This is a genomic window from Pistricoccus aurantiacus, from assembly GCF_007954585.1.
GTDB classification, from domain to species: domain Bacteria; phylum Pseudomonadota; class Gammaproteobacteria; order Pseudomonadales; family Halomonadaceae; genus Pistricoccus; species Pistricoccus aurantiacus.
On the sequence record NZ_CP042382.1, the window covers coordinates 2,045,583 to 2,072,243 of the forward strand.

At 61.0% G+C, this 26,661-nt stretch carries 25 protein-coding genes and 2 pseudogenes; 18 read left to right on the plus strand and 9 right to left on the minus strand.

The genetic code is table 11. From position 1 onward, the window contains the following. Positions 1-13: 13 nt before the first annotated feature. Entirely contained in the window at positions 14-904 is an 891-nt protein-coding gene (locus FGL86_RS09815) for an aldo/keto reductase (protein WP_147184396.1), read from the minus strand. Between the two features lie 145 nt (positions 905-1,049). On the opposite strand from FGL86_RS09815, the gene FGL86_RS09820 reads away from it, so the two are divergent. Together FGL86_RS09820 and FGL86_RS09825 are read left to right on the plus strand one after the other, a co-directional pair. Continuing rightward, positions 1,050-1,610: a DUF1415 domain-containing protein gene (locus FGL86_RS09820; RefSeq protein ID WP_147184397.1), complete on the plus strand. Its 561-nt coding sequence runs from the start codon at positions 1,050-1,052 to the stop codon at positions 1,608-1,610. Between the two features lie 143 nt (positions 1,611-1,753). Then, positions 1,754-2,185 (plus strand): OsmC family protein, encoded by a 432-nt coding sequence (locus tag FGL86_RS09825; protein WP_186764372.1) that lies wholly within the window; start codon positions 1,754-1,756, stop codon positions 2,183-2,185. Between the two features lie 69 nt (positions 2,186-2,254). Here FGL86_RS09825 and FGL86_RS09830 read toward each other — a convergent pair whose 3' ends face one another. Further along, positions 2,255-2,956 carry a gamma-glutamyl-gamma-aminobutyrate hydrolase family protein gene (locus FGL86_RS09830; RefSeq protein ID WP_147184398.1) on the minus strand — a complete coding sequence of 234 codons (702 nt, stop codon included), beginning with the start codon at positions 2,954-2,956 and terminating at the stop codon, positions 2,255-2,257. After that, a complete protein-coding gene (locus FGL86_RS09835) occupies positions 2,953-3,963 on the minus strand; it encodes an amidoligase family protein (RefSeq protein WP_147184399.1) in 1,011 nt (336 codons plus the stop codon). The genes FGL86_RS09830 and FGL86_RS09835 overlap by 4 nt, the downstream gene beginning before the upstream one ends. A gap of 206 nt (positions 3,964-4,169) precedes the next feature. Between FGL86_RS09835 and FGL86_RS09840 the strand changes: the two genes are divergently transcribed. The 10 genes and pseudogenes from FGL86_RS09840 to FGL86_RS09890 all read left to right on the plus strand — a co-directional run bounded on the left by FGL86_RS09840 (position 4,170) and on the right by FGL86_RS09890 (position 15,593). Beyond that, entirely contained in the window at positions 4,170-6,503 is a 2,334-nt protein-coding gene (locus FGL86_RS09840; RefSeq protein ID WP_147184400.1) for a mechanosensitive ion channel domain-containing protein, read from the plus strand. A 132-nt stretch (positions 6,504-6,635) separates the two neighbouring features. After that, positions 6,636-8,447, plus strand: coding sequence for a thiamine pyrophosphate-requiring protein (locus FGL86_RS09845; RefSeq protein ID WP_147184401.1), 1,812 nt, complete (start codon positions 6,636-6,638; stop codon positions 8,445-8,447). Between the two features lie 393 nt (positions 8,448-8,840). Then, complete coding sequence (cyoA, locus tag FGL86_RS09850) at positions 8,841-9,752, plus strand: ubiquinol oxidase subunit II (protein ID WP_147184402.1); 912 nt, start codon at positions 8,841-8,843, stop codon at positions 9,750-9,752. A gap of 5 nt (positions 9,753-9,757) precedes the next feature. Continuing rightward, positions 9,758-11,788 (plus strand): cytochrome o ubiquinol oxidase subunit I, encoded by a 2,031-nt coding sequence (gene cyoB, locus FGL86_RS09855; RefSeq protein WP_147184403.1) that lies wholly within the window; start codon positions 9,758-9,760, stop codon positions 11,786-11,788. A gap of 16 nt (positions 11,789-11,804) precedes the next feature. Beyond that, positions 11,805-12,413 (plus strand): cytochrome o ubiquinol oxidase subunit III, encoded by a 609-nt coding sequence (locus FGL86_RS09860; RefSeq protein ID WP_147184404.1) that lies wholly within the window; start codon positions 11,805-11,807, stop codon positions 12,411-12,413. A gap of 1 nt (position 12,414) precedes the next feature. After that, positions 12,415-12,747 (plus strand): cytochrome o ubiquinol oxidase subunit IV, encoded by a 333-nt coding sequence (gene cyoD / locus FGL86_RS09865; RefSeq protein ID WP_147184405.1) that lies wholly within the window; start codon positions 12,415-12,417, stop codon positions 12,745-12,747. Further along, a complete protein-coding gene (cyoE, locus tag FGL86_RS09870) occupies positions 12,747-13,646 on the plus strand; it encodes a heme o synthase (protein WP_147184406.1) in 900 nt (299 codons plus the stop codon). Before cyoD ends, cyoE begins: the two co-directional genes overlap by 1 nt. A gap of 50 nt (positions 13,647-13,696) precedes the next feature. Then, a complete protein-coding gene (locus tag FGL86_RS09875; protein ID WP_147186152.1) occupies positions 13,697-14,290 on the plus strand; it encodes a Yip1 family protein in 594 nt (197 codons plus the stop codon). A 209-nt stretch (positions 14,291-14,499) separates the two neighbouring features. After that, a pseudogene (locus tag FGL86_RS18140) lies at positions 14,500-14,934 on the plus strand (RES family NAD+ phosphorylase). Positions 14,935-15,023: 89 nt separating this feature from the next. Beyond that, positions 15,024-15,593, plus strand: coding sequence for a YceI family protein (locus tag FGL86_RS09890; protein WP_147184409.1), 570 nt, complete (start codon positions 15,024-15,026; stop codon positions 15,591-15,593). A 72-nt stretch (positions 15,594-15,665) separates the two neighbouring features. Here FGL86_RS09890 and FGL86_RS09895 read toward each other — a convergent pair whose 3' ends face one another. The 4 genes from FGL86_RS09895 to FGL86_RS09910 all read right to left on the minus strand — a co-directional run bounded on the left by FGL86_RS09895 (position 15,666) and on the right by FGL86_RS09910 (position 19,034). Further along, positions 15,666-16,790: an aminotransferase class V-fold PLP-dependent enzyme gene (locus FGL86_RS09895; protein WP_147184410.1), complete on the minus strand. Its 1,125-nt coding sequence runs from the start codon at positions 16,788-16,790 to the stop codon at positions 15,666-15,668. Positions 16,791-16,896: 106 nt separating this feature from the next. Beyond that, a complete protein-coding gene (gene tenA / locus FGL86_RS09900; RefSeq protein WP_147184411.1) occupies positions 16,897-17,568 on the minus strand; it encodes a thiaminase II in 672 nt (223 codons plus the stop codon). A 40-nt stretch (positions 17,569-17,608) separates the two neighbouring features. Then, positions 17,609-18,178: a YceI family protein gene (locus FGL86_RS09905; RefSeq protein ID WP_222433735.1), complete on the minus strand. Its 570-nt coding sequence runs from the start codon at positions 18,176-18,178 to the stop codon at positions 17,609-17,611. Further along, positions 18,114-19,034, minus strand: coding sequence for a CDP-alcohol phosphatidyltransferase family protein (locus FGL86_RS09910; protein ID WP_147184413.1), 921 nt, complete (start codon positions 19,032-19,034; stop codon positions 18,114-18,116). Before FGL86_RS09910 ends, FGL86_RS09905 begins: the two co-directional genes overlap by 65 nt. A gap of 202 nt (positions 19,035-19,236) precedes the next feature. Between FGL86_RS09910 and FGL86_RS09915 the strand changes: the two genes are divergently transcribed. From FGL86_RS09915 to FGL86_RS18145, 5 genes and pseudogenes are all read left to right on the plus strand, one after another. Continuing rightward, positions 19,237-20,229 carry a zinc-dependent alcohol dehydrogenase gene (locus FGL86_RS09915; RefSeq protein WP_147184414.1) on the plus strand — a complete coding sequence of 331 codons (993 nt, stop codon included), beginning with the start codon at positions 19,237-19,239 and terminating at the stop codon, positions 20,227-20,229. A 63-nt stretch (positions 20,230-20,292) separates the two neighbouring features. Next, the gene (locus FGL86_RS09920) at positions 20,293-20,706 is read left to right on the plus strand and encodes a 6-pyruvoyl trahydropterin synthase family protein (protein WP_147184415.1); all 414 of its coding nucleotides are present in this window, start codon (positions 20,293-20,295) and stop codon (positions 20,704-20,706) included. After that, the gene (locus FGL86_RS09925; protein WP_147184416.1) at positions 20,703-21,803 is read left to right on the plus strand and encodes a glycosyltransferase family 4 protein; all 1,101 of its coding nucleotides are present in this window, start codon (positions 20,703-20,705) and stop codon (positions 21,801-21,803) included. The genes FGL86_RS09920 and FGL86_RS09925 overlap by 4 nt, the downstream gene beginning before the upstream one ends. Beyond that, on the plus strand, positions 21,800-22,750 hold the full coding sequence (locus FGL86_RS17925) for a class I SAM-dependent methyltransferase (RefSeq protein ID WP_186764376.1): 951 nt from the start codon (positions 21,800-21,802) through the stop codon (positions 22,748-22,750). Before FGL86_RS09925 ends, FGL86_RS17925 begins: the two co-directional genes overlap by 4 nt. A gap of 95 nt (positions 22,751-22,845) precedes the next feature. Continuing rightward, positions 22,846-23,631, plus strand: a pseudogene (locus FGL86_RS18145) (lysylphosphatidylglycerol synthase transmembrane domain-containing protein); the annotation flags it as partial. Positions 23,632-23,784: 153 nt separating this feature from the next. On the opposite strand, the gene FGL86_RS09935 reads toward FGL86_RS18145, so the two are convergent. Further along, entirely contained in the window at positions 23,785-24,732 is a 948-nt protein-coding gene (locus tag FGL86_RS09935; RefSeq protein WP_342780085.1) for a RibD family protein, read from the minus strand. Here FGL86_RS09935 and FGL86_RS09940 point away from each other — a divergent pair. Continuing rightward, entirely contained in the window at positions 24,731-25,855 is a 1,125-nt protein-coding gene (locus FGL86_RS09940) for a GTP cyclohydrolase II (RefSeq protein ID WP_147184417.1), read from the plus strand. The genes FGL86_RS09935 and FGL86_RS09940 overlap by 2 nt on opposite strands. Here FGL86_RS09940 and FGL86_RS09945 read toward each other — a convergent pair. Further along, positions 25,840-26,637 (minus strand): creatininase family protein, encoded by a 798-nt coding sequence (locus FGL86_RS09945; protein ID WP_147184418.1) that lies wholly within the window; start codon positions 26,635-26,637, stop codon positions 25,840-25,842. The genes FGL86_RS09940 and FGL86_RS09945 overlap by 16 nt on opposite strands. Positions 26,638-26,661: the final 24 nt, after the last annotated feature.

A 26,661-nucleotide genomic window follows, 5' to 3' on the forward strand; every position in this document is an offset into this window, starting at 1 on the left:
TGCTTGGTCGCGCTCAGACGATATCAAGCGATGTCTTGCGCTGGGGCGCGGGGAAGGCCTCATCCAACCTTGCAAGCGCGTCGTCATTCAACTGGAGCGACAGCGCCGCGGCGTTCTGTTCCACGTGTGCCGAAGTGGCCGCCTTGGGAATGGCGATCACGTCACGCCTGCGGTCCACCGGGCGAATCGCCCAGGCCAATAGCACTTGCGCCGGGGTGGCGTTCAGCTCATTGGCGATGGCTTCCACGGTGGAGTCGGTCAGCAGTTCTTTGCGCAGGCTGCCGCCCTGGGCGATGGGGCAATAGGCCATGATCGGCATGTCGTGTTCCCGCTGCCAGGGGCGCAGGGAGTGCTCGATCCCTCGGGAGCCCAGATGATAGAGCACCTGGTTCACCGCGCATTCCGAACCGCCGCTGGTGCGGTAGAGAGCCTGCATGTCGTCCGCGTCGAAGTTGGAGACGCCGAAGCGCTTGATCTTGCCTTGCTCTCGCAGGCGCTGGAAGGCATCAACCGTTTCCTCCAGGGGGATGCTGCCAGGCCAGTGCAGAAGATAAAGATCCAGGCAGTCGATACCCAGGCGTTTCAGGCTGTTTTCGCAGGCCTTGATGGCGCCTTTGCTTCCGGCGTTCCAGGGATAGACCTTGGAAACCACGAAAGCCTGATCGCGGCGGCCGCGAAGGGCTTCGCCGACAACCTTTTCCGCGGCGCCTTCGCCGTACATTTCCGCGGTGTCGATCAGCCTCAGGCCAAGTTCCAGCCCCTGCTGCAGCGCCTTGACTTCCTGATCCTTCGGCACCAGGCCTTCGCCCATGTACCAGGTACCCTGACCGATGGCAGGAAGCTGGATGGCGGCTTGATCGCCTTGAGCGGCAAGGGTGACGCTGGGGATATCTTGATTCGGCATGCATGGCTCCTGTCGTGAAAAGGATTTAATGAACTTTGGTTGCTGAGACGCGAAGTTTCAATGCCGTTGTCCGCTATACTCTTTTCTCTTCGTGCCCTTGCTTCCTAATTCTCGCCTTCCTCTTGTGCTTTTTACTGGATGCCCCATGACAGATAACGCCGTTAGCCTGAACCAGACCCGGGATTGGGTGAAGCGCTTTGTAGTGGCTCGGGATATTTGCCCCTTTGCACGGCGGGAGCTCGATCGCGACAGCATCCACTACGTGGCGGTGAGTGCTCGATCCTTCGAGTCGGCGCTGCTGGCACTGATCGACGAATGCCGCCGCCTCGATGACGATCCGGGTATCGAGACGACCTTGCTGGTACTGACCCAAGGGGTGGCGGATTTCGATGATTACCTGGACCTGCTCGGACTGGCGGAGGCGCTGCTGGAAGATCAGGGTTACGCGGGCATCTATCAACTGGCGAGCTTTCATCCGGCCTACTGCTTCGATGGCGTGGACGAAAGCGATCCCGCCAACTACACCAACCGCTCGCCGTCTCCCATGCTGCATTTATTGCGAGAGACGAGCATCGAGCGCGCCCTGGTCGGCTTTGCTCATCCGGAGCGAATCCCCGAGCGCAATGTCAGGCTGCTGCGGGAAATGGACAGCGATAGACTCGCCGCAGGGATCAATGGCACCGAGGCCCTTGAAGTCCGACAATGAATTGCCATAGTAAAGAAGAGGTGGGCGATCAGCTTTATGGCAGTTTGAAGATAATCGACGGGCTATCGTCTACAGTACTGGTGTAACAGATAGGCAGCAGGATGATCGTTCGTTCATCCCTTTATCTCGCGAAAGGAGACGTCATGAGCATCAAGAAGCAAGGATCCGCCGAATGGCAGGGCAGCCTGAAAAAGGGCAAGGGCACGGTATCCACCGAAAGCGGTGCCTTGAAGCAGAATCCCTACGGCTTCAATACGCGCTTCGAAGGAGAAGCGGGCACCAACCCGGAAGAATTGATCGGTGCCGCTCACGCCAGCTGCTACTCCATGGCGCTGTCGATGATTCTGGGTGAGGACAATCTCGAGCCGGAAAGCATCAAGACCACGGCGACCGTGACCCTTGAAGAAGACGATAGCGGTTTCACTATCTCCGCGGTACACCTCGAGACTCGGGCGAAGATTCCCGGCGCGGATCAGGCCAAGTTCGACGAGGCGGCGAATAAGGCGAAGGAAGGCTGTCCGGTATCCAAGCTGTTCAATGCCAAGATTACCCTGGATGCCACCCTGGAAAGCTGAGCCAGAATACGGCCCAGCACTAAGGATTCAAGCATTTATCAGGCCGCCGCCATGGCGGCCTGATGCGTTTCATGAGCCCATGCTCTCCATAACGGTGCGGGTTGCCGGCGTTCGCCGGGCCGCATCGACCAGGGCGCGAATCAGGCGCTGCTGGGGTCGGTTGAAGATCAGCCATTCCGGATGCCACTGCACGCCGATCAGAAAGTCGTGCTCCTTGGATTCGATGCCTTGCACCAGGCCGTCCCGATCCCGGGCGACGATCTCGATACCCTGGCCCGCCCGTTTTACCGCCTGATGATGCAGGCTATTCACCTGGCACCAGCTGACCTTGAGGATCCCGTGCAGCTGGCTGCCTTTCTGGATATCCACGGTCTTGCGCGGCAGCACGGTGCGTCGGCGTTTCAGCCCCTGGTGAGTGGTATAAATGTCGCTGTCCAGGGTGCCGCCGCGATAGACGTTGATCAGCTGAGCGCCGCGACAGATACCCAGCACCGGACAGCCGCGAGGAATGACCCGTTCGAGCAGCCCCAGTTCCAGGCTGTCCCGCTGAGGGTCGATACGCACGTCGAGCTGCACCTCGCCGCCGTAAAGATGTGCGTCGATATCGTCGCCGCCGCCGATGATCAGCCCGTCCAGATGCTTCGGTACCGGTCGGGCGGGAGAAAGCCGCAGCGGTTTACCGCCATGTCGCCAGACCGCGAAGGCGTCGAAGCTCCAGGCGATATGACTCTTGCGATCCGAGGTGGTGATTCCGATCAAGGGTCGTGTCATCGGTGCATCCATTGCCGTAAGCGGTTTCGCCAGCGCTGAATGAACGAGCGCTGCTGTTCCTTGAAATAGGCGCGTGTACGCTGATCGAGCCGTTTCGTGTCCGCGGCCAGGCGCTCGACCTGCACCCAACGATTCCATTCCACCGTGGCGTTCCAGTCCGGCGCGGAAAGCCGCGCGTTGGGCAGTCGATAGTGAAAGGTCGGGCGCGGTTTGATCAGTACATCCCGCAGCAGCTCGCTCGGGTATTCCGGGCGCAGGAAGGCAAACAGGGGCAGCATGTCCAGTTCGCGATTGCGGGTCGGGTTATCCAGCAGATAATCCTTGATCAGCGTATCCAGATCCGGCGCGTACCGGGGATCGAGCAGCTTCAGGGCGTAGGTTCTGGGAAATGGATTGGCGTGAGGCAGCATTTCCCGGGTGATATCGATGTCGATCTGCTTTCTGAGGGAGGCGGCCAGCAGCAGATAGGCGCGCAGATGAGCCAGCACGCTCTTGACCTCGAGACTTGGTACCTCCGGGTTGAGATGCAGGCCGAAGCCGTACAGCAGGCTGTCCTCGGTGCCCTTGGCGCCGTGGTTGCGCAAGGAGGCGAACAGGTTGTCCAGCTCGCCAAGCGTATCCCAGGGCATCGGCGGGCAGACGATCTCCGTGGGCACCAGGCCGCTGACCATGTCGCCGATCAGTTCGCGAGTGCGTAAGTGGCGCTCGATACGCTCGTGATGACGCTGACGAGCCTTGGCGTCATCCTCCTCGAGGGGCTGTTCGTGCGCGATGATCTGGCTGTCCGGGTGCGCATATTGAGCGTCGAGCTCGATGGTGAAATCGCCCCAGCGGGTGTCCACCACTTTCAAGCGGTGAGGGCTGAGGTTTTCTATTCGCCCGGCGAAATGTTCCGCCACCAGTTCGGCGGCCCCGTGAGGCTCGATACCGGCGAATTCGATTTCCACTCCCACTCGACGGGCCTCGCCTTTGGTATTGGTCGTTACTGGTGGCGCTTGCGGTTTCATGCAGGACTCCGAGCGGTGAATACGCCAAGCCTAGCATGAGGCGACAATACCTAGCGACGACAGGGTTTTGCGACGGGATGCCCTGAAAAGAGGAGAATGCGTTACCCTGTGTGACTGCTGGTAGAGTGAGATTTCGAGTCGTCGAGACTCGCGTGATGAAGGCGTGTGAATAAGAAGTGGGCTTGTGAATGAATAGTGAAGGAACGATGTCTCGATCGTCGTTGAGCCGACTGCCCGGCTGGGGCGTGTGGCGAGATTTGCTGGCGCTACTGCTGGGTATTGTCTTGCTGCTGGGTGCCGCCAACGTCCAGGCACAAGCCTTGTCGTCTCTCAGGGGGCTGGTCAACGGCGAGCAGAGTCAAGATAGCGAAACCCCGCCGGATCCTCAGGAGCTATCCCGCTCTCTAGAGGATGTCATCTCTACCCTGGAAAACGCGGAAACCCGCGGCGCCCTAATCGAGGATCTGAAGAAGCTGCGTGACACTACCGCGCCGCAGGCCCAGCCCGGGGTAGGCGTGGTGCCTCGACAAGGGCTGCTGGGCGCCCTGGCGGATACGTTCGTCGATCTGGGGGAGCAGGCGGGAAGCCAGCAGTCGCCGGTGACTCAATGGCGTGAACGGATCAAGGAAGCCTGGTACGAGGCAGAGGAGCTCGTGCTATCCGCGGGCTACAAACCCATGGCGCGCATGGCGGTGGAGGCCGCCATGATGCTGGGCATCTGGCTGGCGGTGTTGATGGCCTTGATTGCCGCTGGCCGCCTGCTGGCGCGGCGCTACGGCTGGCCCTTGGATCTGCCGCGAGAGCCGCGAACCGGCCAGTTGGTGGTGCACTTCCTGCGTCGTTTGTTGCCCTGGGTGTTGGCGTTCGCCAGCATTCTGGCGCTGGCTCAGTTGATGCTGCCCAGCGCCGGGCGGACTCTGGCGCTGGTAACCGCCTATGTCGCGCTTTGCGGGCGACTGCTGTCCGTGATAATGGAGACCGTGTTCTCGGTGTTCACCCGGGGTCACCGCTTTGTCGCGATCCTGCATCTGCGCAAGCGAAGCCTGAAAAGAATCTTCGCCATCGGTGCCCTGGTGGCCCTGGCGGATGCTTTCAACTCTCCTCGTCTGATTGAACTGCTGGGGAATGATCTCACCAGCCTGTTGTCGGTGCTGGCCAATGTGCTGGCGGCTCTGCTTGCCATGGTCTTCATAGTGCGTTTCAAGCGGCCGATCAAGCAGCTGATCCGCAATCGCCCCTACCGGCAGCGCAAGGAACATACCACCAGCGATTATGTGATCCGCGTGCTGGGGCGATTCTGGCATATTCCCGCCTTGCTGCTGGTGGGCGCTTCCCTGGTGGCGATTTTCGTTTCCGGCGACGATGCGGGCGCCGCGCTGCGCAAGGCGATCCTGCCCGCGGGCTTTCTGGTATTGGCGCTGATCGTGACCGGCTTGATCCGGCGTCATAGCCAGCAGATCACTCGGCGCAAGCGAATCTCTCAGTATCGCAGGCGTCTGGAGCGCTTCGGCTACGCCTTGGCGCATATTGTCGTCTGGATCGCTTTCGTCGAACTTTCCTTGCGGGTATGGAGCACGTCGCTGCTGGGGTTCAGCGCCGGGGCTCGCGTCGGTCAGGCCCTGCTGGCGATCGGCTTTACCATTCTGCTGGCCTGGCTCGTCTGGATCTTCGCCGATAGCGCCATCAACCGTGCCTTGATGTCGTCGGGCAAGACCGGAGGCAGACGTGTCAACAGCGCCCGCGCGCAAACCATCACGCCGCTGCTGCGCAACGTGGTGCTGGTGACCATCATAATCATCGCGGTGATCGTCGCCCTGGCCAATCTCGGAGTGAACGTGACGCCGCTGCTGGCCGGTGCCGGTGTCATCGGCCTGGCCATCGGTTTCGGCGCCCAGACCCTGGTGCAGGACTTGATCACCGGGCTGTTCATCCTGGTGGAGGATTCTCTGGCGGTGGACGACTTCGTCAAGCTTGGCGATTTCATGGGTACCGTGGAAAGCCTGACCATGCGGACCGTGCGCCTGCGAGATCTCGACGGCGTGGTGCATATCATTCCCTTCAGCGAGATCAAGTCGATTCACAACATGTCCCGGCAGTTCGGCATCGCGCTGATGTATCTGCGCATTCCGCATACCATGAAGATCGACGACGCCATCACCCTGATGCGCGAGGTGGCGGACGATTTGCGCAAGGATCCGGTAATGCGCCATCTGATCTGGTCGCCCATGGAATCCCAGGGCATTCAGCGTTTCGAGGAGGGCGCGGCGGTGCTGCGTATTCGCATGCGCACCTCGCCGGAATACCAGTGGGACGTCATGCGCGCCTTCAATCTACGTCTCAAGCGACGCATGGAGGCGGACGGCCTGGATATCGCCATGCCGCGCATGAGCGTGCAGATGGAGGGGGAGCGTATTTCCCCGGACGGCGAGCGCGCCGTCGAGGAGCGCAAGGCCCAGGCGCGTCGAGCCGGGGAGTTCGGCATCGCCGATCCCAATCGTGACATCACCGCCAGCGGCGCCTCGCCGGACCCGGGACGTTGAGGGTGCCGGCCATCATTGGCACTTTAATCATTAGGTTCTATGGTAATTAGGTTCTAGGGTAATCAGGTTCTATGATCAATAGACGCTAAACGCAGCATGAAAACTCACGACACGGATAAGTCAGGAGGCAGTATGTATACCGTCAGCGATTTCGTCATCGATCGGATGATCGAATGGGATCTGCATCATTTCTACGGTTACCCCGGCGATGGTATCGGCGGCTTCGACGGTGCCCTTGAGCGTGCGGAGCGCGACGACAAGGCGTTTCGTTATCTACGCGCCACTCACGAGGAGATGGTCGGCCTGATGGCCTGCGCCCACGCCAAGTTCACCGGTGAGGTCGGGGTGGGCATCGTCACCTCCGGTCCCGGGGCAATCCACCTGATGAACGGGCTTTACGATGCCTACGGCGACAACCAGCCGATGGTGGCCATCGTCGGTCAGCAGGGGCGGATGTCCCTGGGAAGCGAAAGCCAGCAGGAAATCAACCTGGAGCGCATGTACGCGGACGTGGCGGAGTTCGTGCAGACCGTCACCACGCCGATGCACGCGCAGATGGTGGTGGACAAGGCGATTCGTGTCGCCAAGGCCTATCGCAAGCCCACGGTGGTGATCATTCCCGCGGACGTGCAAAACCTCAAGATGGAGATACCGGATCGTCAGCACTGGGTATCCCGAAGCGGCGTGGGTCATCCTTCGCAACGGCTGACACCGCCGGAAGATGAACTCCGGCGCGCGGCGGAAGTGCTCAATTCCGGCAAGAAAGTCGCCATGCTGGTGGGGCAGGGGGCGCTGGGCGCCACGGACGAGGTGCTGGCGGTGGCGGAAAAGCTCGGCGCCGGTATCATCACCGCGCTGCTCGGCAAAGCCGTGGTGCCGGGCAACGTGCCGTATCACACTCAGCAGCTCGGCCTGCTGGGTTCCAAGCCCAGCTACGACATGATGGAGGAATGCGACACCCTGCTGATGATCGGCAGCAACCATCCCTATCCGGAATTCCTGCCCAAGACCGGCCAGGCGCGGGGCGTTCAGATCGATCTCTCGCCCAAGCACCTGAGCCTGCGCTATCCCATGGAAGTCAATCTGTGGGGAGACGCCAGGACGACGCTGGCAGCGCTGCTGCCACACCTCGTGCAGCACGAGGATCGCCGCTGGCAGCAGAAGATCATCGAGGGCATGAAGACCTGGGACGAGATCACCGAGCGTCAGGCGCTGGCCAAGGCGGAAGACGGCATCAATCCGCGCCTGGTGTTTCATCGCCTGAACGAGCGGCTGCCGGAAAACGCCGTGGTCACCGCGGACGCCGGTACCACCGCGGACTGGTACGGTCACCATATCAAGCTCGGCCGTCACATGATGGGCAACCTGTCCGGGCGCATGGCCTCGATGCTGGCGGCGATGCCTTACGCCATGGCGGCGAAGTTCGCCTTTCCGGAACGCCCGGTGATCTGCACCATCGGCGACGGCGCCTTCCAGATGCTCGGCATGAACGGCCTGATTACCTTGAAGCGTCACTGGCGGGAATGGAGCAATCCGACCTTTATCGTGCTGATCCTGCACAACGAAGACCTGAGCCAGGTGTCCTGGGAAATGCGCGAGGCCGGCGATCCGCGTTACGACACCAGCCAGAAGGTCGAGACCATGAACTACGCCACCTACGCGGAAACCCTCGGCTTCAAGGGTATTCGCATGGAAAGCCCCGAGGACGTGGAGCGGGTTTGGGATGAGGCTTTCGCCGCGGACCGGCCGGTGGTGATCGATGCCTTGACGGACCCCAACGTGCCGCCGCTGCCGGCGCATATCACCCTGGACCAGGCCAAGAGCGTCATGAAGGCATTGACCAAGCGCGATCCCGCGGAAGCCGATGTCATCAAGGACGGTGCCCGGGCGGTGGCGGCGGAACTGTTCGCCAAGGCGAATCATTCATTTTTCGGCAAGAAATAGATGGTGATTTTCCGGTTTGATCACTCGTTCTTCCCGGATTGAAACGCCTTTTGGATCAGGGGGTAGCACTTTTTTTCCTGGTAAACATTGACCCCGGTCAATGGAGTGAAGCGCCCCCTGCGTCAAATCGTCACTTTTTTACACCATGCTAAGCTTTCAGACTCTTTCTTCTCTCTCGACGGTCAGGGTCATTCCGGCCAAGGCTTGATACCGATGTCCGTGCTTTGGTGCTGACGTTCCGACCCTTTCAGGTACAGGCATCAAGATTCCGTTCACGGTTTCCAGGGAGAGCGTAACCACGAAGATGCAACGATCTGGTGATGGGCTTCATACATAGATTTAGTTTGCTAACTAAATTCGCCAGACCGGCATGCTTCCTTGACGAGACCTGCCATGCGAGAAAAAAACCTGACACGGCTGCTCTGGCCGTTATTGGCGCTGACGCTGCCACTTGTGCTGAGCGGCTGCGAGTCCGCGCTGATGGATCCCAAGGGTCAGATTGGCCTCGAGCAGCGCACCTTGATACTGACTGCCTTCGGTTTGATGTTGATCGTGGTCATCCCGGTCATCGTCATGACGTTTCTTTTTGCCTTTCGCTATCGATTCGGCAAGCAGGCGCGTTACGAACCCGATTGGGCGCATTCCAACGTGATCGAGACGGTAGTGTGGTTCATTCCCCTGGTGATCATCGCCTTTCTGGGCTGGATCACCTGGCAGACCTCTCATAGCCTCGATCCTCACAAGCCGCTGGAGAGCGACGTCAAGCCGCTGGAGATACAGGCGGTATCCCTGGACTGGAAGTGGCTGTTCATCTATCCGCAGCAGGGTATCGCTACCGTCAACGAAGTGGCGTTTCCCGCGAATGTGCCGGTGCATTTTCGGGTCAGTTCCGGGTCGGTGATGAACTCGTTTTTCATTCCGCGCCTTGGCAGCCAGATCTACGCCATGGCGGGCATGGATAACGACGTTCACCTGATCGCCGACGAAGAAGGGGTCTATCCCGGGCGCTCCACCAACTACAGCGGTGCGGGCTTCGCGGGAATGACCTTCAAGGCGCATGCTGTTTCGCAAGATGGCTTCGATGCCTGGGTCGACAAAGTGCACGATTCGTCGGACACCCTGATCTATCCCAGCGAATACGAAACCCTGGCGAGACCCACTCGCAACAACCCCATCGAGTATTACTCCGAAGTGACACCGGAGCTATACGAAAAAATCGTCCGTAGCTTTCACACCGGAAACGATGGCGAAAAACATGGCGCCGGCCATGAGAATGGGTCCATGAGCGCGGAGGCAGCGGAGTAATCATCATGTTCGGAAAACTTACCCTAGAGTCGATTCCCTATCACGAGCCGATCGTCATGGGCACCGTCGCGGTCGTCGCGATCCTTGGCGCGCTCCTGTTGGGCGCCATCACCTATTACCGGAAATGGCAGTATCTGTGGTCGGAGTGGATCACCTCCGTCGATCACAAGAAGCTCGGCATCATGTACTTCCTGGTCGCCTTGGTCATGCTGATTCGCGGCTTTTCCGATGCGATCATGATGCGTTCCCAGCAGGCCCTCGCCGCCGGCGGCGCCGAAGGCTTCCTGCCCCCGGGGCACTACGATCAGATCTTCACCGCTCACGGCGTGATCATGATCTTCTTCGTCGCCATGCCCATGGTCATCGGTCTGATGAACCTGGTGGTGCCGCTGCAGATCGGCGCCCGGGACGTGGCTTTCCCGTTTCTCAACAACCTGAGCTTCTGGCTGTTCGCCGCCGGGGTGGTATTGGTCAACATCTCGCTGTTCGTCGGCGAGTTCGCCAAGACCGGCTGGCTGGCCTACGCGCCGCTTTCGGAGCTGCAGTACAGTCCGGATGTCGGGGTGGATTACTGGATATGGGCGTTGCAGATATCGGGGATAGGCACGACGCTGACCGGCATCAACTTCTTCGTCACCATCCTGAAGATGCGCACCAAGGGCATGACGATGTTCCGCATGCCGATCTTCACCTGGACGTCCCTGTGCGCCAACGTGCTGATCATCGCATCCTTCCCGATCCTGACCGCGACCATCGCCATGCTGACCCTGGATCGCTACCTGGGCATGCACTTCTTCACCAATGATTTTGGCGGCAACATGATGATGTACGTCAATCTCATCTGGGCCTGGGGCCATCCGGAGGTGTATATCCTGATCCTGCCGGCCTTCGGGGTATTCTCGGAAGTCACCGCCACCTTCGCCCGCAAGCGGCTGTTCGGCTACGCCACCATGGTCTGGGCGACGGTTGCCATCACAGTGCTGTCCTTCATGGTCTGGCTGCACCACTTCTTCACCATGGGGGCCGGGGCCAACGTCAATGCGGCCTTTGGTATCGCCACGATGATCATCGCGATACCCACCGGGGTGAAGATCTTCAACTGGCTGTTCACCATGTTCCGTGGGCGTCTGCAGTTCACTTCGCCGATCCTCTGGACCCTGGGCTTCATCGTCACCTTTACCCTGGGCGGCATGACCGGGGTGATGCTGGCGGTGCCCGGCGCCAATTTCGTGCTGCACAACAGCCTGTTCGTCATCGCGCACTTCCATAACGTGATCATCGGCGGCGTGGTGTTCGGCATGCTGGCGGGTCTGACCTACTGGTTCCCCAAGGCCTTCGGTTTCACCCTGAGCGAGAAATGGGGCAAGCGTTCCTTCTGGTGCTGGATCATCGGCTTCTACACTGCCTTCATGCCGCTTTACGTGCTGAGCTTCTTCGGCGCGGTACGCCGCATGCAGTCCTACGACAATCCGGAATGGCAGCCGCTGATGATCATCGCCTGGGTCGGCGCCTGCATCATCCTGCTGGGTATCCTGTGCACCATCATCCAGGTCTACGTCAGCGTTCGCGATCGCAAGCAGCGCGCCGATCTGGGCGGCGACCCCTGGGATGCGCGCACCCTGGAATGGTCCACGTCCTCACCGGCACCGTTCTATAACTTCGCCCATCTGCCGGTGGTGGATTCCATCGACATGTTCTGGGAGAACAAGCAGCGCCATGGGGCCAAGGCGCTATTGAGCGAGCCGCCCTATGAGGATATCCACATGCCCAGAAATACCGTGGCGGGTCCGGTCATGGGGGTGCTCAGCATCGCCTTCGGTTTCGCCATGGTCTGGCATATCTGGTGGCTGGCCGGCGCGAGTGCCATCGGCATTTTCGTGGCCTTCCTGCTGCGTGTCTTCAACGATGACGTCGACTATTACGTACCCGCGGCGGAAGTCGAGCGTATCGAGCGTGAGCATCGACAGCGCTGGGTCCCGCAAGAGCTGAAAGACGAGGACGCCATCGATCCCGACTGGCAGGGAGCGCATACCTGATATGACGACACAAACGATGAGTACTGCAAGCAAACACGACGCTCAGACCGTCGAGCACGAGCATCACGATGCCGGCGGCACCAAGGTCTTCGGCTTCTGGGTCTATCTGATGAGCGATCTGGTGATCTTCGGATCGCTGTTCGCCACCTATGCCGTGCTCGTGGGGGGCACGGCCGGGGGCCCCACCGGAAAGGACATCTTCGAACTGCCCTTCGTGCTGGTGGAGACCTTCCTGCTGCTGTTCTCGAGCTTTACCTACGGTCTCGCGGTATTGGCGATGAACGTCGACAAGCGGGACCAGGTACGAATCTGGCTGGGCATTACCTTCCTGCTGGGGGCGGGTTTCGTGGGCATGGAGATCTACGAATTCCAGCATTTGATTCATGAAGGGTTCGGTCCGGATCGCAGCGCCTTCCTGACCGCGTTCTTCACCTTGGTGGGCACCCACGGTCTGCACGTGACCTTCGGTCTGATCTGGATTCTGGTGATGCTGGTCCAGGTGTCCACCAAGGGCCTGAACGACATGACGCGGCCGCGCATCATGTGTCTGAGCTTGTTCTGGCACTTTCTGGATATCGTCTGGATCTGCGTCTTCTCCTTCGTCTACCTGATGGGAGTGCTGTGATATGAGCGACTCACATACGGCGCCGGGCGGCGCGAGCCACGGCAGCGTCAAGTCCTATGTAGTGGGCCTGGTTCTGTCCATCCTGCTGACGGTGATTGCTTTCGCCGCGGTGATGAGCGGAGCGTTCAGCACCGCCGTCACGGTAGCCATTATCGTGATCATGGCGGTGGCGCAGATTCTCGTGCAGCTGATCCTGTTCATGCACATGAACACCAAATCCGACGAGGGCTGGAATGTCATGTCCTTCGTCTTCACGATACTGATACTGGCCCTGGTCGTGGGAGGTTCGCTGTGGATCATGCATCATCTGCATCTGAACATGATGATCGGCTAATGACGCGGCACGGCAGACTCAAGGATCTTCTCACCCTGACCAAACCGGGAATCATCGGCGGCAACGTGATCTCCTTGATGGGTGGCTTCTTTCTGGCTGCCCGAGGCGAGGTCGATCCCTGGCTGTTCTGTCTTACTCTGATCGGTCTGGCGCTGGTCATCGCCTCGGGGTGCGCCTTCAACAACGTCATCGATCGGGATATCGACGCGCTGATGTGGCGCACCCGCAATCGCCCGCTGGTGCAGGGTCGGATCACGCCTGTCAAGACGCTCTGGTTTGCGATGCTGCTGGGCGTCGCGGGCTTCACCACGCTGGCGCTGGGTACCAATCTCCTGACGGTGGGGCTGGCGGCCTTCGGTTTCGTGATCTATGTGGGCGTCTATAGCCTGTACATGAAGCGCCATTCCGAATACGGCACCCTGGTGGGCAGCCTGTCCGGGGCGGTGCCGCCGGTGGTGGGCTACTGTGCGGTGACCGGACAATTCGATACCGGCGCCCTGACCCTGCTGGTCATCTTCTGCCTGTGGCAGATGCCGCATTCCTACGCCATTGCCATCTTTCGCCTCAAGGATTACCGGGCCGCCTCGATTCCGGTGCTGCCGGTGGTGCGCGGCATCGAGACCGCCAAGCATTACATTCTCGGCTACATCCTGGCCTTCGTCGTCGCGACTCTGACCCTCAGCCTGGCGGGCTACGCCGGTACCGGATACTTCATCGTCGCCCTGGCCATGGGAGTCTACTGGTTGTATCTGGGACTCGAAGGCTATCGTGCCCGCGACGACGAGAAATGGGCCAGGCAGGTGTTCGGCTTCTCGATCCTGACCATCACCGCCTTGAGCCTGATGATGTCGCTGGATGCCAGTCTGGCTCAGGCGCCCGCTCTCTGGACCTCGCTGTAACGCTGTTTCCAACAATATAAATGGCAAGGAAATCCCTGATGAAAATAGAAATGCTTCCGCACGTCTGGGGGCTGCTCGCTCATCCAAAGCGCGAATGGAAACAGATTCGCGAGGAGCGCGAGACCCTGACTCGTCTCTATGCCCGTCATGTCCTGGCGCTGGCGGCGATTCCGGTCATCTGTTCGTATATCGGCACCACTCAGGTGGGTTGGAGCCTGGGCGGCGATCACGCCATCCTCCTGGGTTATAAAGACGCCCTCTATGCGGGCATCGTCTTCTATCTGGTAATTCTGGCGGCGGTCTTTGCGGTGGGCAGCGTGCTGTATAAGGCGGCGCAGCGCTATGCCGACCGACCTAGCCTGCGCCGATGCGTGGTGTTCGCCGGCTATATCGCCACGCCGATGTTCCTCAGCGGCATCGTCGCGGTGTACCCGTTGATCTGGCTGTGTCTGCTGGTAGGCACCATCGGGCTTTGCTACACCGCCTACCTGCTGTATCTGGGTATTCCGGCGTTTCTTGGCATCAGCCGTGAAGAAGGCTTCGTGGTATCGAGCACGACTCTGGCGGTCGGCGTGCTGATACTCGAAGCGCTGCTTGGCGCGACGGTGCTGCTCTGGGGCTATGGAGAGAAATGGTTTACCTGAAAGCCCGACGCTGACCACAGACCATGATTCGACGCCCGCTTTATAAAAGCGGGCGTCTTAGTTTATTCAAACAAATTCCTGGCAGAGTATGACGTGAACGAACTGGATCAACGTTAAACGTTGATTGACTCAAGAGTCCAATGCTTGAACATGCTCATTCAGTTGCTCCATTCCTTTTGCATGACACCGTGAACAGCTCGGCTCTCGTCATGTGCGCGTTAAACGGGCGCACTGCCAGCAACGCTCGACTTGGGCGTTTCGGCAATTTGCCTCACACTTCGGCTGTGTACCTTGCCGACTGTCCGGCCACCGCGCTTTTGGAGGTGCTTGTACACTTCGAGCTGAGCATGGATGAATTACCGTAAGCGTTAACGCTTCTGCGCGTCGAGCTGCCCAAAGACGTCAATGTGCGAGATGTGCGCGCTGATCTGCCGGCAGGCTGGAATGACAATCTTGCGATCACCCGGCGCATCGGGGATGCCTGGCTTAAGGAGGCTGAAACCTTGCTGCTGCAGGTGCCTACCGTGATCGTTCCCTATAACTGTAATTACATTTTTAATCCTTTGCATTCTGATGCAGCTCGAGTGGAATTGACCCACTTCAAGTTTCCTGTCGATCCCCGCCTGTTCCAGTTCGATTGTTGAGATGCTGTTGCTGAACTGATTGGAGGCAAAAGCATCTAGGAGATGGGCGTTCTGTTTCAACGATCGGTAATTCTAAGGAAGCGAATACCATGCGTTCAGCAATAGCATTGATAATCGGCGTATGGATGATGGGGTGGTTGAGCACCGCTCAGGCGGATGCCACCGCTTGGGATATCGTTCAGGACGAGAGCCGGCTGGGTTTTGTCGCCACGCAGGATGGTGATGAATTCGAGGGGGAGTTTGCCGAGTTCGAGACAGAGATACGCTTCTCGAAGGCGGCTCTCGAGGAGAGTCGTTTCGATGTCACCATCGATGTGACGAGCATCGATGCGGGAAATTCACAGCGCAACGACGCGCTCCCGGACGAGGAATGGTTCTTCTTCGAGCGTTTTCCCCAGGCGTCCTATGTGACATCGGCGATCCGTGAGGGTGACGAGGCGCCCTTCGAGGCGTTGGGCACCCTGACCCTGCGGGGAATCGAACGCGAGGTGGTATTGCCCTTCGAGTGGCGGACGGACGGCGATCGCGCCAGCATGCAGGGCCGCACGACCTTGAACCGTACCGACTTCGGTATCGGCCAGGGCGAATGGGCGGAGGACGATACCGTCGCCTATCCGGTGGAGGTGGTGGTCGATCTCACCCTCGAGCGAAGCGACTGATTTGATAAAAAACGCCACGGCCCGGAGGCGTGGCGTTGACTGAAGGCCTGTTCATATAGGCTGAAACCAAGGTTAGCCTTGGATTTTTTCCAACGCCTTGCGCAGATTCTCCACGCTGCGCTGAGTGTTGTTCAGCTTGTCCAGGCCGAACAGGCCGATGCGGAAGGTCTGGAAATCGTCGCCTTCGTCGCACATCAGCGGCACGCCGGCGGCGATCTGCACGCCCTGGGCGGCGAACTTGGCGGGAAGACCGGAATCCTGGGTATAGCTGACCACCACGCCCGGCGCCTGATAGCCTTTGGCGGCGACGCTCGGATAGCCGTGCTCCACCAGCAGGGCGCGTACCGCGTCGCCAAGCTCCTGCTGTTCGCTTCGCACTTTGCCGAAGCCGTATTCCCGGGTCTCGCGCATCACGTCGCGCAGCTGGAGAATGCCGTCCGTGGGCAGGGTGGCGTGATAGGCATGGCCGCCGTTCTCGTAGGCCGCCATGATATCCCGCCACTTGCGCAGATCCGCGGCGAAGCTGGTGCTGGTGGTTTCCTTGAGCCGAGCTTCCGCCTGCTCGGATAGCATCACCATGGCGCAGCCCGGGGAGCTGGTCCAGCCTTTCTGGGGGGCGCTGATCAGCACATCCACGCCGGTTTCCCGCATGTCGACCCAAATATCTCCCGAGGCGATGCAGTCCAGCACAAAGAGTCCGCCGGCCTCGTGTACCGCCTCCGCCACCTGCTTGAGGTAGTCGTTTGGCAAGATCATGCCGGAGGAGGTTTCCACGTGGGGCGCGAACACCAGGGCGGGCTTTTCTTCCTCGATGGTGGCGACTACCTGCTCGATGGGAGCCGGTTCGAAGGGATCCTGAGCGCCATCGCCCTGGCGCTGGGCCTTCAACACGTAGGAAGTGGCGGGGATGTCGCCCATATCGAAGATCTGCGTCCAGCGGTAGCTGAACCAGCCGTTGCGCAGCACCATAACCTGTTGGCCGGTGGCGAACTGACGCGCCACCGCTTCCATGCCGAAGGTGCCGCTACCCGGCATCAGGACGGCGCTATGAGCGTTGTAGACTTCCTTGAGCATGTCGAGCACGTCGTTGACGACGTTCTGAAATTTCTTCGACATGTGGTTCAGCGAGCGGTCGGTATACACCACCGAATATTCGAGCAGTCCATTTGGATCGACATCGGGTAACAGGCCTGCCATTTCTCTCTCCAAGATTTAACGATGGTGAAACCAATAGGATAAGGATTTCCGGCGCTGATAGCCAACCGCAAGACTGCGCTTTTCGCCGCTTGTCTGACCGCTCGGTTCAACTGGCTTTGTCCAGACCCATCTGCCAGAAATCGATCTCCAGGCGAGTAGCATCGCGAAAAATGGTGGCGAGCTCATCGAAGCGTTCGTCGGTTACCGTGGCGAGCCGGGCATTCAGCCAGTCGACTTCCGCGCGCATGGCGGCCTGAAAGTCGTCGCTTTCGTACATGGCGATCCAGGCATCAAAAGGATTTCCCGCACCGCGCCGGGTGTCGTTTTGCTCATTGAGCCAGTTGGCGATTTCGCCGTAGCCCACCAGGCAGGGAGCGAGGGCCACGTGCATGTCGAGCAGGTCGCCCCGATTGCCGGTATCCAGCACATAGCGGGTGTAGGCAAGGGTCGCCTTGGCTTCCGGCAGCCGGGCCAGGTCGTCCTCGGAGATGCCCCATTCCCGACAGTAGTCCACGTGCAGGCCGAGTTCCACGTCGACGATGGTCTTCAAGCCCTCGAAGCCGTGGCGCAGCTCCGTCATGTTGCGGCTCTTGTAGACCGCCAGGGCGTAGGCCCGGGCGAAGTGGATCAGGAACAGGTAGTCCTGCTGCAGATAATGGCGAAAGGCGTCTCCGGGCAGGATGCCGGCGCCGAGCTGGCGAACGAAATCGTGCTGGATGTAGGCGCGCCAGTCGTCGCGGCAGGCGATTTTCAAGTCGTCGAAATTGTAATTCTTCATTCTTTTCCTTCGAAAAAGTAGAGGGTTCCTGGGTGTTCAATTATTGCCGGATGGCTTCAAATTCCAGACGCACCGCCACCTCGTCACCCACCAGGCCGTTGTCCACGGCGTAATCCATGCCCCAGCGGGAGCGTTCGATCACCGTGGTGGCGGAAATGCCCAGCGTGTATTCCTTGTGGCCGAAGGGGTAGCGCGCCGCCTTGTTGAGGGTCACATCCAGAGTGATCGGATGCGTCTCGCCAAGCAAGGTGAGATCGCCTTCGAGAGTGCCGGTGGTGGGAGAGTCCGTGGTCAGCTCCCGGGCAACGAACACGATTGTCGAGGCATCGTCGACGTCGAGAAAATCCTTGTCGCGCACATGCTCGTCGCGTTCTTCATGACCGGTAAAGACGCTGTCCGCGGCGATCTCCACTCGGCCTTCATGAAGCGTCTGGGTAGCTTCATCGTAGACGAACTCCCCGCTGCCTTCGATAAATAGCCCGATGACATCCGCGTAGCCTACATGAGAGACCGAGAAACCGATGGAGAAATGCTCCGGATCGATCTCATAGGTACGCTTTTCCGCCCAAGCCGATGGCGCGGCTCCCAGAGCGATCAATAGCGTCAGCATCATGGCTCGATGAAAGGGAGGAGCAAGCGGAGTGACGGCTGGAAAACTGATGAACGACATGGGGGTAATCTCCGGATGTATTGGAATCGGGGTGAGTGGTCGGCGTCCTACAAAGTGGTTCGAGGGGTATTGGCGCCTGGCGGTGATGGAACAGCCAGCGAATGTCCATACCAAAGGATAGCCCAAGGAGTCCCAGTGCCAATGCGGATAGCCCACTCGCCCAGGCGGTACCGATAAAAGGCAGCAGCGCCAGCAGCAGAACCACGACCTGAACCACGCAAATCGTCTTACGCCTGAGGCTGTCGGGCAATTCACGTTTGAGCCAAGGCAAAAAATGGCCGGCGGCAACGAAGCCATAGCGCATCAGACCAATCATCAGCACCCAGGGGCCGACCTTGCCGAGGGCCGCGGAAGCCGTGCAAAGTGTCAGGATCAGCAGGGCGTCCAGCTCCATGTCAAAGCGCCAGCCAAAACGGCTACAGCTGGCGGTTCGTCTTGCTATCCAGCCGTCCACCCCATCAAGCAACAAGGCGGCAAGCGCTACGCCGGCCAGTATCAATCCCTCTCGTGCAAGCGATTCCTGATAGACCAGATGACCCAGAATCACCGCTATCAAAGAGCCCCGCAATAGCGTGATTCGATTGGCCCAGCCCAGAGACGCCTGATGCTTCGGCCAGAACGCTGCCACGGTCAAGGCAATAGCCGCATAGGCGATGAAGGTGCCAAGGGGAAAATAGGATCTGCCCGTCAACCAGCCGAGCGCGCCGGCCAAGGTGGTGGTAACGATCAATCCAATGGCCAGTTCGCCCCAGATGGCGGGATGCAGTGTTCGAAAGCTGTGTGACGCTCGCGTCATCCTTGATGACCTCCGGGTTTTTTCATAACTATGCTGACCTGCTCGCTATGTTATATCTGACCTCAAGCGCCACGGTTCATTGATTTCCTACCCGAGATTGCAGGCCAGTGACGATAAATAATTGTTCATTAGTTTTATTATGGTATAGCTTTCGTATAAGTAAAGGTGCTCGAGGAAGCGGCAGGTCACAAGGAGAGGGTCGATGAAACGGCGAGAAGCCCAAGCTTTCTGGAGTCTTGGCAACGGCGAGGGGGAGTTGCGAAAAGAAGCACTGGCACCACTCAAGTTCAATGAACTGCTGATAGAAACGCACTTCAGCGCGATCAGCCGAGGCACCGAGTCGCTGGTCTTTCATGGCCTGGTGCCGGAAAGCGAATGGCAGCGCATGCGCGCGCCCTTTCAGGCAGGCGACTTCGGCGGCCCGGTCAAGTACGGCTACGCCAGTGTGGGCCGAGTGATCGAGGGAGACGCTGCCTGGCTCGGTCGTTCCGTCTTCTGCTTGTATCCGCATCAGGATTACTATATCGCACCCAGCGAAATGGTGCTGTCGCTGCCGGAAGCGTTGCCGGAATCCCGCGCGGTGCTGGCGGCCAACATGGAAACCGCAATCAACGGCGTCTGGGATGCGGCCATCGCCCCGGGAGATCGGGTAACCGTGGTTGGCGGGGGGGTGGTCGGCCTGTTGGTGGCCTATCTGGCGGGACGAATTCCCGGAACCGAAGTGACCTTGAGCGATATCAAGCCCGAACGTGCGGATATTGCCAGGGTATTGGGTGTCGAATTCACACTGTCGCAACAGGCGCCGTCGAATAACGACGTGGTAATACATTGCAGCGGCCATTCGGAAGGCCTGATGCGGGCGCTCGAGCTGGCGGGATTCGAGGGACGAGTGGTCGAGATGAGCTGGTACGGCAATCAGTCGGTAACGCTGCCGCTAGGAGAAGCGTTTCATTCTCGTCGCCTGACGCTTCGTTCCAGCCAGGTGGGAGAGCTCGATCCATCACGCAAGCCGCGCTGGAATCATCGCAGACGCCTGGCTCTGGCGCTTTCGCTGCTGAGCGATCCGGTTCTCGATCAGCTGATCAGCGGCGACTGCGCCTTTGAAGCCTTGCCGATGCTGATGCCTCAGCTGACCCGGGCCGAGTCCGACGTGCTATGCCAGCGCGTTCATTACTATGGTGCTGGTGATAACTGAGCCTTTTGACAAAGGAGTTCTTAAGCCTCGTCTCGTCTTCGTGTTGAATTGATGGAGTCTTGAATGTTTCGACTGACCGTTCGCGATCACATGATGATCGCCCACAGCTTCCACAGTGAGGTGTTCGGCCCGGCCCAGCGCCTTCACGGCGCTACTTACGTGGTGGACGTTACCTTTGTGCGCCCGGAACTGGATGAAAACGATCTGGTGGTGGACATCGGCCTGGCCGGAGACACCCTCAAACGAATACTCAGTGAGTTCAACCTCTCCAATCTGGACGATATCGAGGCGTTTCGCGGTCGTAACACCACCACGGAATTCATGGCCAAGGTGGTATTCGACCGCCTGGCCAAGGCAATCGAAGACGGGCAGCTAGGCGAGGGCGCCCGAGCATTGAGCGCGCTGACCGTGACGCTTCACGAATCCCATCTGGCCTGGGCGAGCTATGAAGGCACGCTCGGCGAAGACGTCGCATGAGTATCAGCGTGGATTCGCCAGCGCCGCGAGACCTGGTGATGATCGTGCCCGGCGACCCCGACCAGCGAACCGGTGGCTATCTTTACGATGCTCGCATCGTCGAGGCGCTGCGCCGCCAAGGGCATCGCGTGGAGGTGATCGGCCTGGAAGGCAGCTTTCCTCAGATCGATTGCCGGGCGCGAGAAGCGCTTCAGCAGGCATTACGCGACCAGCCCGAGGGACAGGCGGTCATTATCGACGGGTTGGCGCTGGGCAATCTGCCGGCGGTGGCGGCGGAGCAGGCTTCGCGGCTCGATTTGACTGCCTTGGTGCATCATCCCTTGGGGGACGAGTCCGGCCTGAGCGAGTCTCAGCGCGATGCGTATCTGGCCAATGAATGTCAGGCCTTGGGGCAAGTCGCTCGAGTGATCGTCACCAGCAACTTTACCGCTCGGCGGCTGAAAGCACTGGGTGTCGAGGGTCCGATTCAAGTGGTGGAGCCGGGAGTGGATTCGGCGCCCCTGGCGCAACGCGCCTGGCCGGCCCTGCCGGGGCAGCCGGTGTCGCTGCTCTGTGTCGCTACGCTGACGCCGCGCAAGGGCCACGGTGTGCTGATCGAGGCTCTGGCCGATCTCATCGATCATGAGTGGCATTGCCGCTTGATCGGTGCGGCGGATCGCGATCCCGACTGGACGCGATGCTTGCGCGACCGGACACGTGAATTCGGCCTGGAATCGCGCATCAGCTTCGACGGCGAGTGCGACGTCGCCACTCTCGAGGCGGCCTATCATCAAGCGGATGTACTGGTGCTGCCCTCGTTTTACGAAGGTTACGGCATGGTGATAACCGAGGCCCTGGCTCGGGGCCTGCCGGTGATCGCCACTACCGGCGGCGCCCTGGCGGATACGCTGCCGGCGGAGGCGGGATGGCGGGTCCCCCCCGGTGACAGCAAGGCGTTCGCCCGAGCGCTGCGGGAGTGGTTCGAGAATCCGCCGCAGCGGGAAGGCTATCGCGCCGGCGCGGTGGCGGCACGCCAGACGTTGGCGGACTGGACAAGCGCCGGGCTTGCCTTTGCTCGTGCCCTGAGCTGCTGTCGTCTGGATGAGGTCTCCCCATGAGCGATGTCAAACGCCACCACAATCGCGACGCTAAACCCTTTGCCTCGGACTGGCTGTCTCTGCGGGAAGCCGCGGATGCCAGGGCGCGCAGCTCGGCTCTGACGGCGCGCCTCAAGGATTGGCTGCCTCCGCGCTCCCATCGACCTCTAGCGATAATCGACCTGGGCTGCGGCACCGGCAGCAATCTGCGCTATCTGGCGCCGCGTCTACCGTTTTCCCAGCGCTGGCGTCTACTGGACAACGACCCTGAGCTGCTGGCACGGGTAACGCCGCCTGACGATCCGCCGAACGCCCCGCTTGAATGGCGCTGCCATCAGGAAGATCTGGCCCGCTGGCTGAGGGCGCCGGACAGCATGCATGACGCCCTGAAAGACTGCGATCTGGTCAGCGGCACCGCGCTGCTCGATCTGTTTTCCGCGAACTGGCTCGAGACCCTGGCGGAAGGCTGCGTTGACGCCGGCGCCGCGGTATTGATGACGCTGAGCGTCGACGGGGACTGGCGCTTTGTGTCGGATGGCCCTGATGATCTCGTCGTGCATGACGCCCGAGTGCTGGCGCTATTTCGTGATCATCAGCGGCGCGACAAGGGGCTGGGACCGGCCCTGGGCGGCGAGGCGCCGACCTTTCTGGCGCGCTGCCTGGAGCGGCGCGGCTATCGGGTGGAACTGGCCGCGAGCCCCTGGCGTCTCGCGACCGAAGCGGGGGATGAAGCCTTGGGTATCGCCTTGATCGACGGCTGGTATCAGGCCGCCGTGGAGCAGGCCGCCGTGGAGCAGGCCGCCGTGGAGCAGGCCGCCATGGAGCAGGCCGCTTCGATAAACAGTGGAAGTACCAGCGCTTGGCTGAAAGACTGGTGGCTGTGGCGGCGCATGCAGTTTCGCGAGGGGCTGGTCACTTTGGAGGTTGGCCACCTGGACCTGCTGGCATTGCCCGGGGAGCGCTCTTGAGACTGACTCGAACCGACGCCGTTCGATGGCTTCGCTGGGCCGCAAGCCTGGCTCTGCTGGGGGCGCTGTTCCTGGTGGTGGACCTGTCTCAGGTGGTGGCCTTCTGGCACGATATCCAGCCGGGCTGGGTCGTGCTGGCGCTTCTCGTCAGCGTGCCTCAGGTGGCGCTATCCGCCTGGCGTTGGCACTTTACCCAGCGCCGACTGGGGGTGGCGATGCGCTTTCGCTCCGCGTTGGGCGAATACTATCTGGCGACTTTCCTCAACCAGTGCCTGCCCGGCGGCGTCGGCGGCGACGCCGCCCGCGCCTGGCGACACGCGCGGCAGGAAGGCGACGGCTGGCAAGATATCAAGCGCCAGCGCGCGATCCGCGCCGTGGTGATCGAGCGCCTTTCGGGGCAGGTTGCCCTGGGAGCAATCGCCGTGTCGACGCTGCTGCTGTCGCCGCTCTGGCAAGCAATGATCGCGGGCTGGACAGCGAAACTGGCATCGAGCTTTCAGGACGCCAGGGTTTTTATCCCGAGCCTGGATGTGTTCGCGGGAACGCTGGTCGGCGTGCTGTTGCTGGCCTCGCTATTCAGCTGTCTCATCCACTACCTCAAGCGCCGGCCGCCACGGCTTCTCAGAGGCATGCGAAACGACCTGTGGCGAACGCTGCTCGAACCCCGCGCGCTGGTATTTCAAGGCTTGTCCTCTTTGCTTATCGTGGTCAGCTACATGCTGGTAATGGTCTGCGCGGCTCGGGCTATCGGTGTCCACGCGCCGCTGTCGACGCTGCTGGCGCTGATGCCGCCGCTGCTGCTTGCCATGGCGATTCCGCTGTCATTCGCCGGCTGGGGCTGGCGAGAAGGCGCCGCCGCCGGCGTCTGGGTTCTGGCGGGTCTGTCGTCCGCGGAAGGCGTGGCGGTTTCCGTCACCTACGGCATTCTGGTGCTGCTTTCGAGCCTGCCCGGCGCGCTGGTCCTGCTGTGGGGGCGCAGCGGCCATGGCACGAAAACGCCGGGTTCGGGAGCGCGACAATACGACAAGGCAAATTCAGGGCTGGCGAAGGTCGAGGTCGAACAGCACCTCCTCGCCCAGGGAGAAATGCCGGCAGGGCGGGCGGCGCGCCTGATCCAAGGTATCGATAGGCGGCAGGCTGATACCTGGGCGGCCGGAGCCGATCACCAGCGGCGCTACCAGGATATGCAGGCGATCCAGAGCGTTCGTTTCGAGAAACCTCGACAGGGTGGCGCTGCCGCCTTCGATCAATATTCGCCGGCAGCCGCGCTCCCGCGATGTTTCTATCACGTCCCAGGGAGAAACGGCGCCGGCCTGAACCGAAAGACGCCGAGTCTCGACATGATTCCCCAGGCCGGAGAGCGGTCGTGCGCTTTCGCCGATCAGGTGCAGGGTGGGCGCCTCTTCGCATTGAAAAAGCCGTCTTTGCGGCGACAGCCGTGCACGAGGGTCCAGCGCTATCCGCAGGGGCTGGGGGCCTTCGACATGACGCACGGTAAGGGCCGGGTCGTCGTCCGCCACGGTGCCGGCGCCCACCAGTACCGCGTCCACCAGGGCGCGCAACCGATGCAGATGCACGCGGCCGACCAGTCCGTTGATGTAGTGAGAGGCACCGCTTTCCGTGGCGATGCGCCCATCGAGGCTTTGCCCGAGTTGGGCAACCACTTGCGGTCCATTCGGCAAGACCAGCGGCGCGAGAGCGTCGATCAAGGTGCTGGCGGCAGGGTCCAGCGCCGGCTGCGCCCGATAGCGGCCATCTTCTTCCAGCGTCAGCCCGCCTCGACAGTCCCGATAGTGGAAGGGGCCGCGCGACCAATCATGAGAACGTGCCTGCAGCAGCGCCTGCCAGGCGCGGTCTTCATCGCCGATCATCGAAATAGCGTCGTCAATCCGCCCTGTCATGGTACGTCTCCGGATTTGGAAGCGATCATCATGGGCAGTTCGGCGACTCAGGACAATAGCCATAGCGAAGGAGCTTTTCATGTATCAGGTTGAGCGTGCGATTTTCGATTTGCGCCGTGGTTTGCCCGTGCTGCTGACGGACCCTGCCGGAGACCGGCTGGTGCATCCGGTGGAAGGGTTGGATACCGAAGACATGGCCTCGCTGCTCGAGGTTTGCGGTGAAGCGCCGGCGATGGTGGTAAGCGTGCATCGCATGGCCGCTCTCGGCACGCAAATCGAAGGGGAGGCAGCCTGTCTGGCGCTGGGTTCGAGAGCCCCGCTTTCCCTGCGTGCGCTGCAGACGCTGGCGTTCGGCACCTCTTCCCAGGAGCTGGCGCTGTTCGCGGACCCGAAGGAGGCCGGTACCGCGGATACGGCAGCGCTCAACCTGATGCGTCGAGCGCTGTTGATTCCCGCCGCGCTGACCGTCGGAATACGCGCGGGATGCCGGGAAAAGGTTGACGACTTCGTGGCCCAGGGGCGGCTGCTTTCCGTATCCGCGCAGGCAGCAGCGGATTGTCTGATCCAGGCGGACGGCGGCCTGGTGCGCATCAGCGAGGCGAGGATTCCGCTGGCGGAGGCGGAAGCTTCCCGTTTCGTGCTCTTTCGTGAAAGCGACGGCCTGCGGGAGCACCTGGCCATCCTGATTGGCGATCGGAAGAAGTGGAAAAGCGCGGTGCCGCTGCGTCTGCATTCCGCGTGCCTGACCGGCGATCTGTTCGCCAGCCTGCGCTGCGACTGCGGTGAGCAGCTGCGCGGCGCGGTAGCAGACATCGACGCCCAGGGCGGGGGTATTCTGCTCTATCTTGCCCAGGAGGGGCGAGGCATCGGCTTGGCCAACAAGCTGCGGGCCTACGCCCTGCAGGACAGCGGTTTCGATACCCTGGATGCGGATCAGGTGCTGGGCTTCGGTGACGATGAGCGCCAGTATCGGGTCGCGGTGGATATGCTGCGGGCGCTGGAAGTGGACTGCGTGCAAATGCTCACCAACAATCCGCTCAAGATCGAGGCGCTGGCCAACGGCGGTATCGAGGTGGTGGGGCGCCAGGGCCTGTTCGGTCGCGTGACCACCCACAATCGTCGCTACCTGCACGCCAAGGCCGAACGCGCCGGCCATTGGCTGGAGGAAGCCTTCGAAAACGAGCAGTCTCAGCAGTCGGGGTGAAAACGGGAAATATCCATTTCCGACGCTTCCCGGATCACCCGCGCCAGACGCTCGCCGAAGTGTGTAACCAGGCGCTCGCCGAGCGCCGTGCTGGCAAGCGTGGCGTTGCCCGCTACACCATCCGGATGCAGATCCTGGGCCAGCCAGGCGAAGGCCGCCTCGCCCTCCGGGCCGATCAGTTGACCTTCGGCAGCGCGGGCTTCCCCGATGGAAGACGAGTGAGCGATATGCTCGCGGCGTACCCGCTCTGGCGCCAGATGCAGCATCATCGCGGTTTCCATGGCGCCGCCGTGCAGGCCGTGGTGGCATTCTTCACGTGGAATCGAATCCTCCGGCGGCGACATGCGCATATAGAACGCCTTGACCACCAGCATGCCGTGGCGGCGCCTGAGCGCCAGGGCGGCCTGAGCCAGGATCGACTGGTTGCCGCCGTGGCTGTTGATCAGCACCAACCGCCGGATTCCGCTGCGGGCCACGCTGTCCCCCAGGGCCTCGATCACTGCCTGGGCGGTGGCCGCCGGCAGGCTCAGGGTGCCGGGAAAGTCGTCATGCTCCTCGCTTGCGCCGACCGCAAGCGGCGGCAACACGAGTACCGAGCGCTCCGGCTCGAGGCGTTCCAAGGCCGCATTCAGCAATCCTTGCCCGATATCCAGATCCGTGGATAGCGGCAGATGCTTGCCGTGCTGTTCCACGGCGCCGAGCACCATCACCGCCACGCTGTCCGGGCGCAGTGCCGCGGCGAGGTCGGCACTAGTCAAGGATTGCCATAAAACGATGGACATGATCGAGCTCCGGTGGTCTGTCTG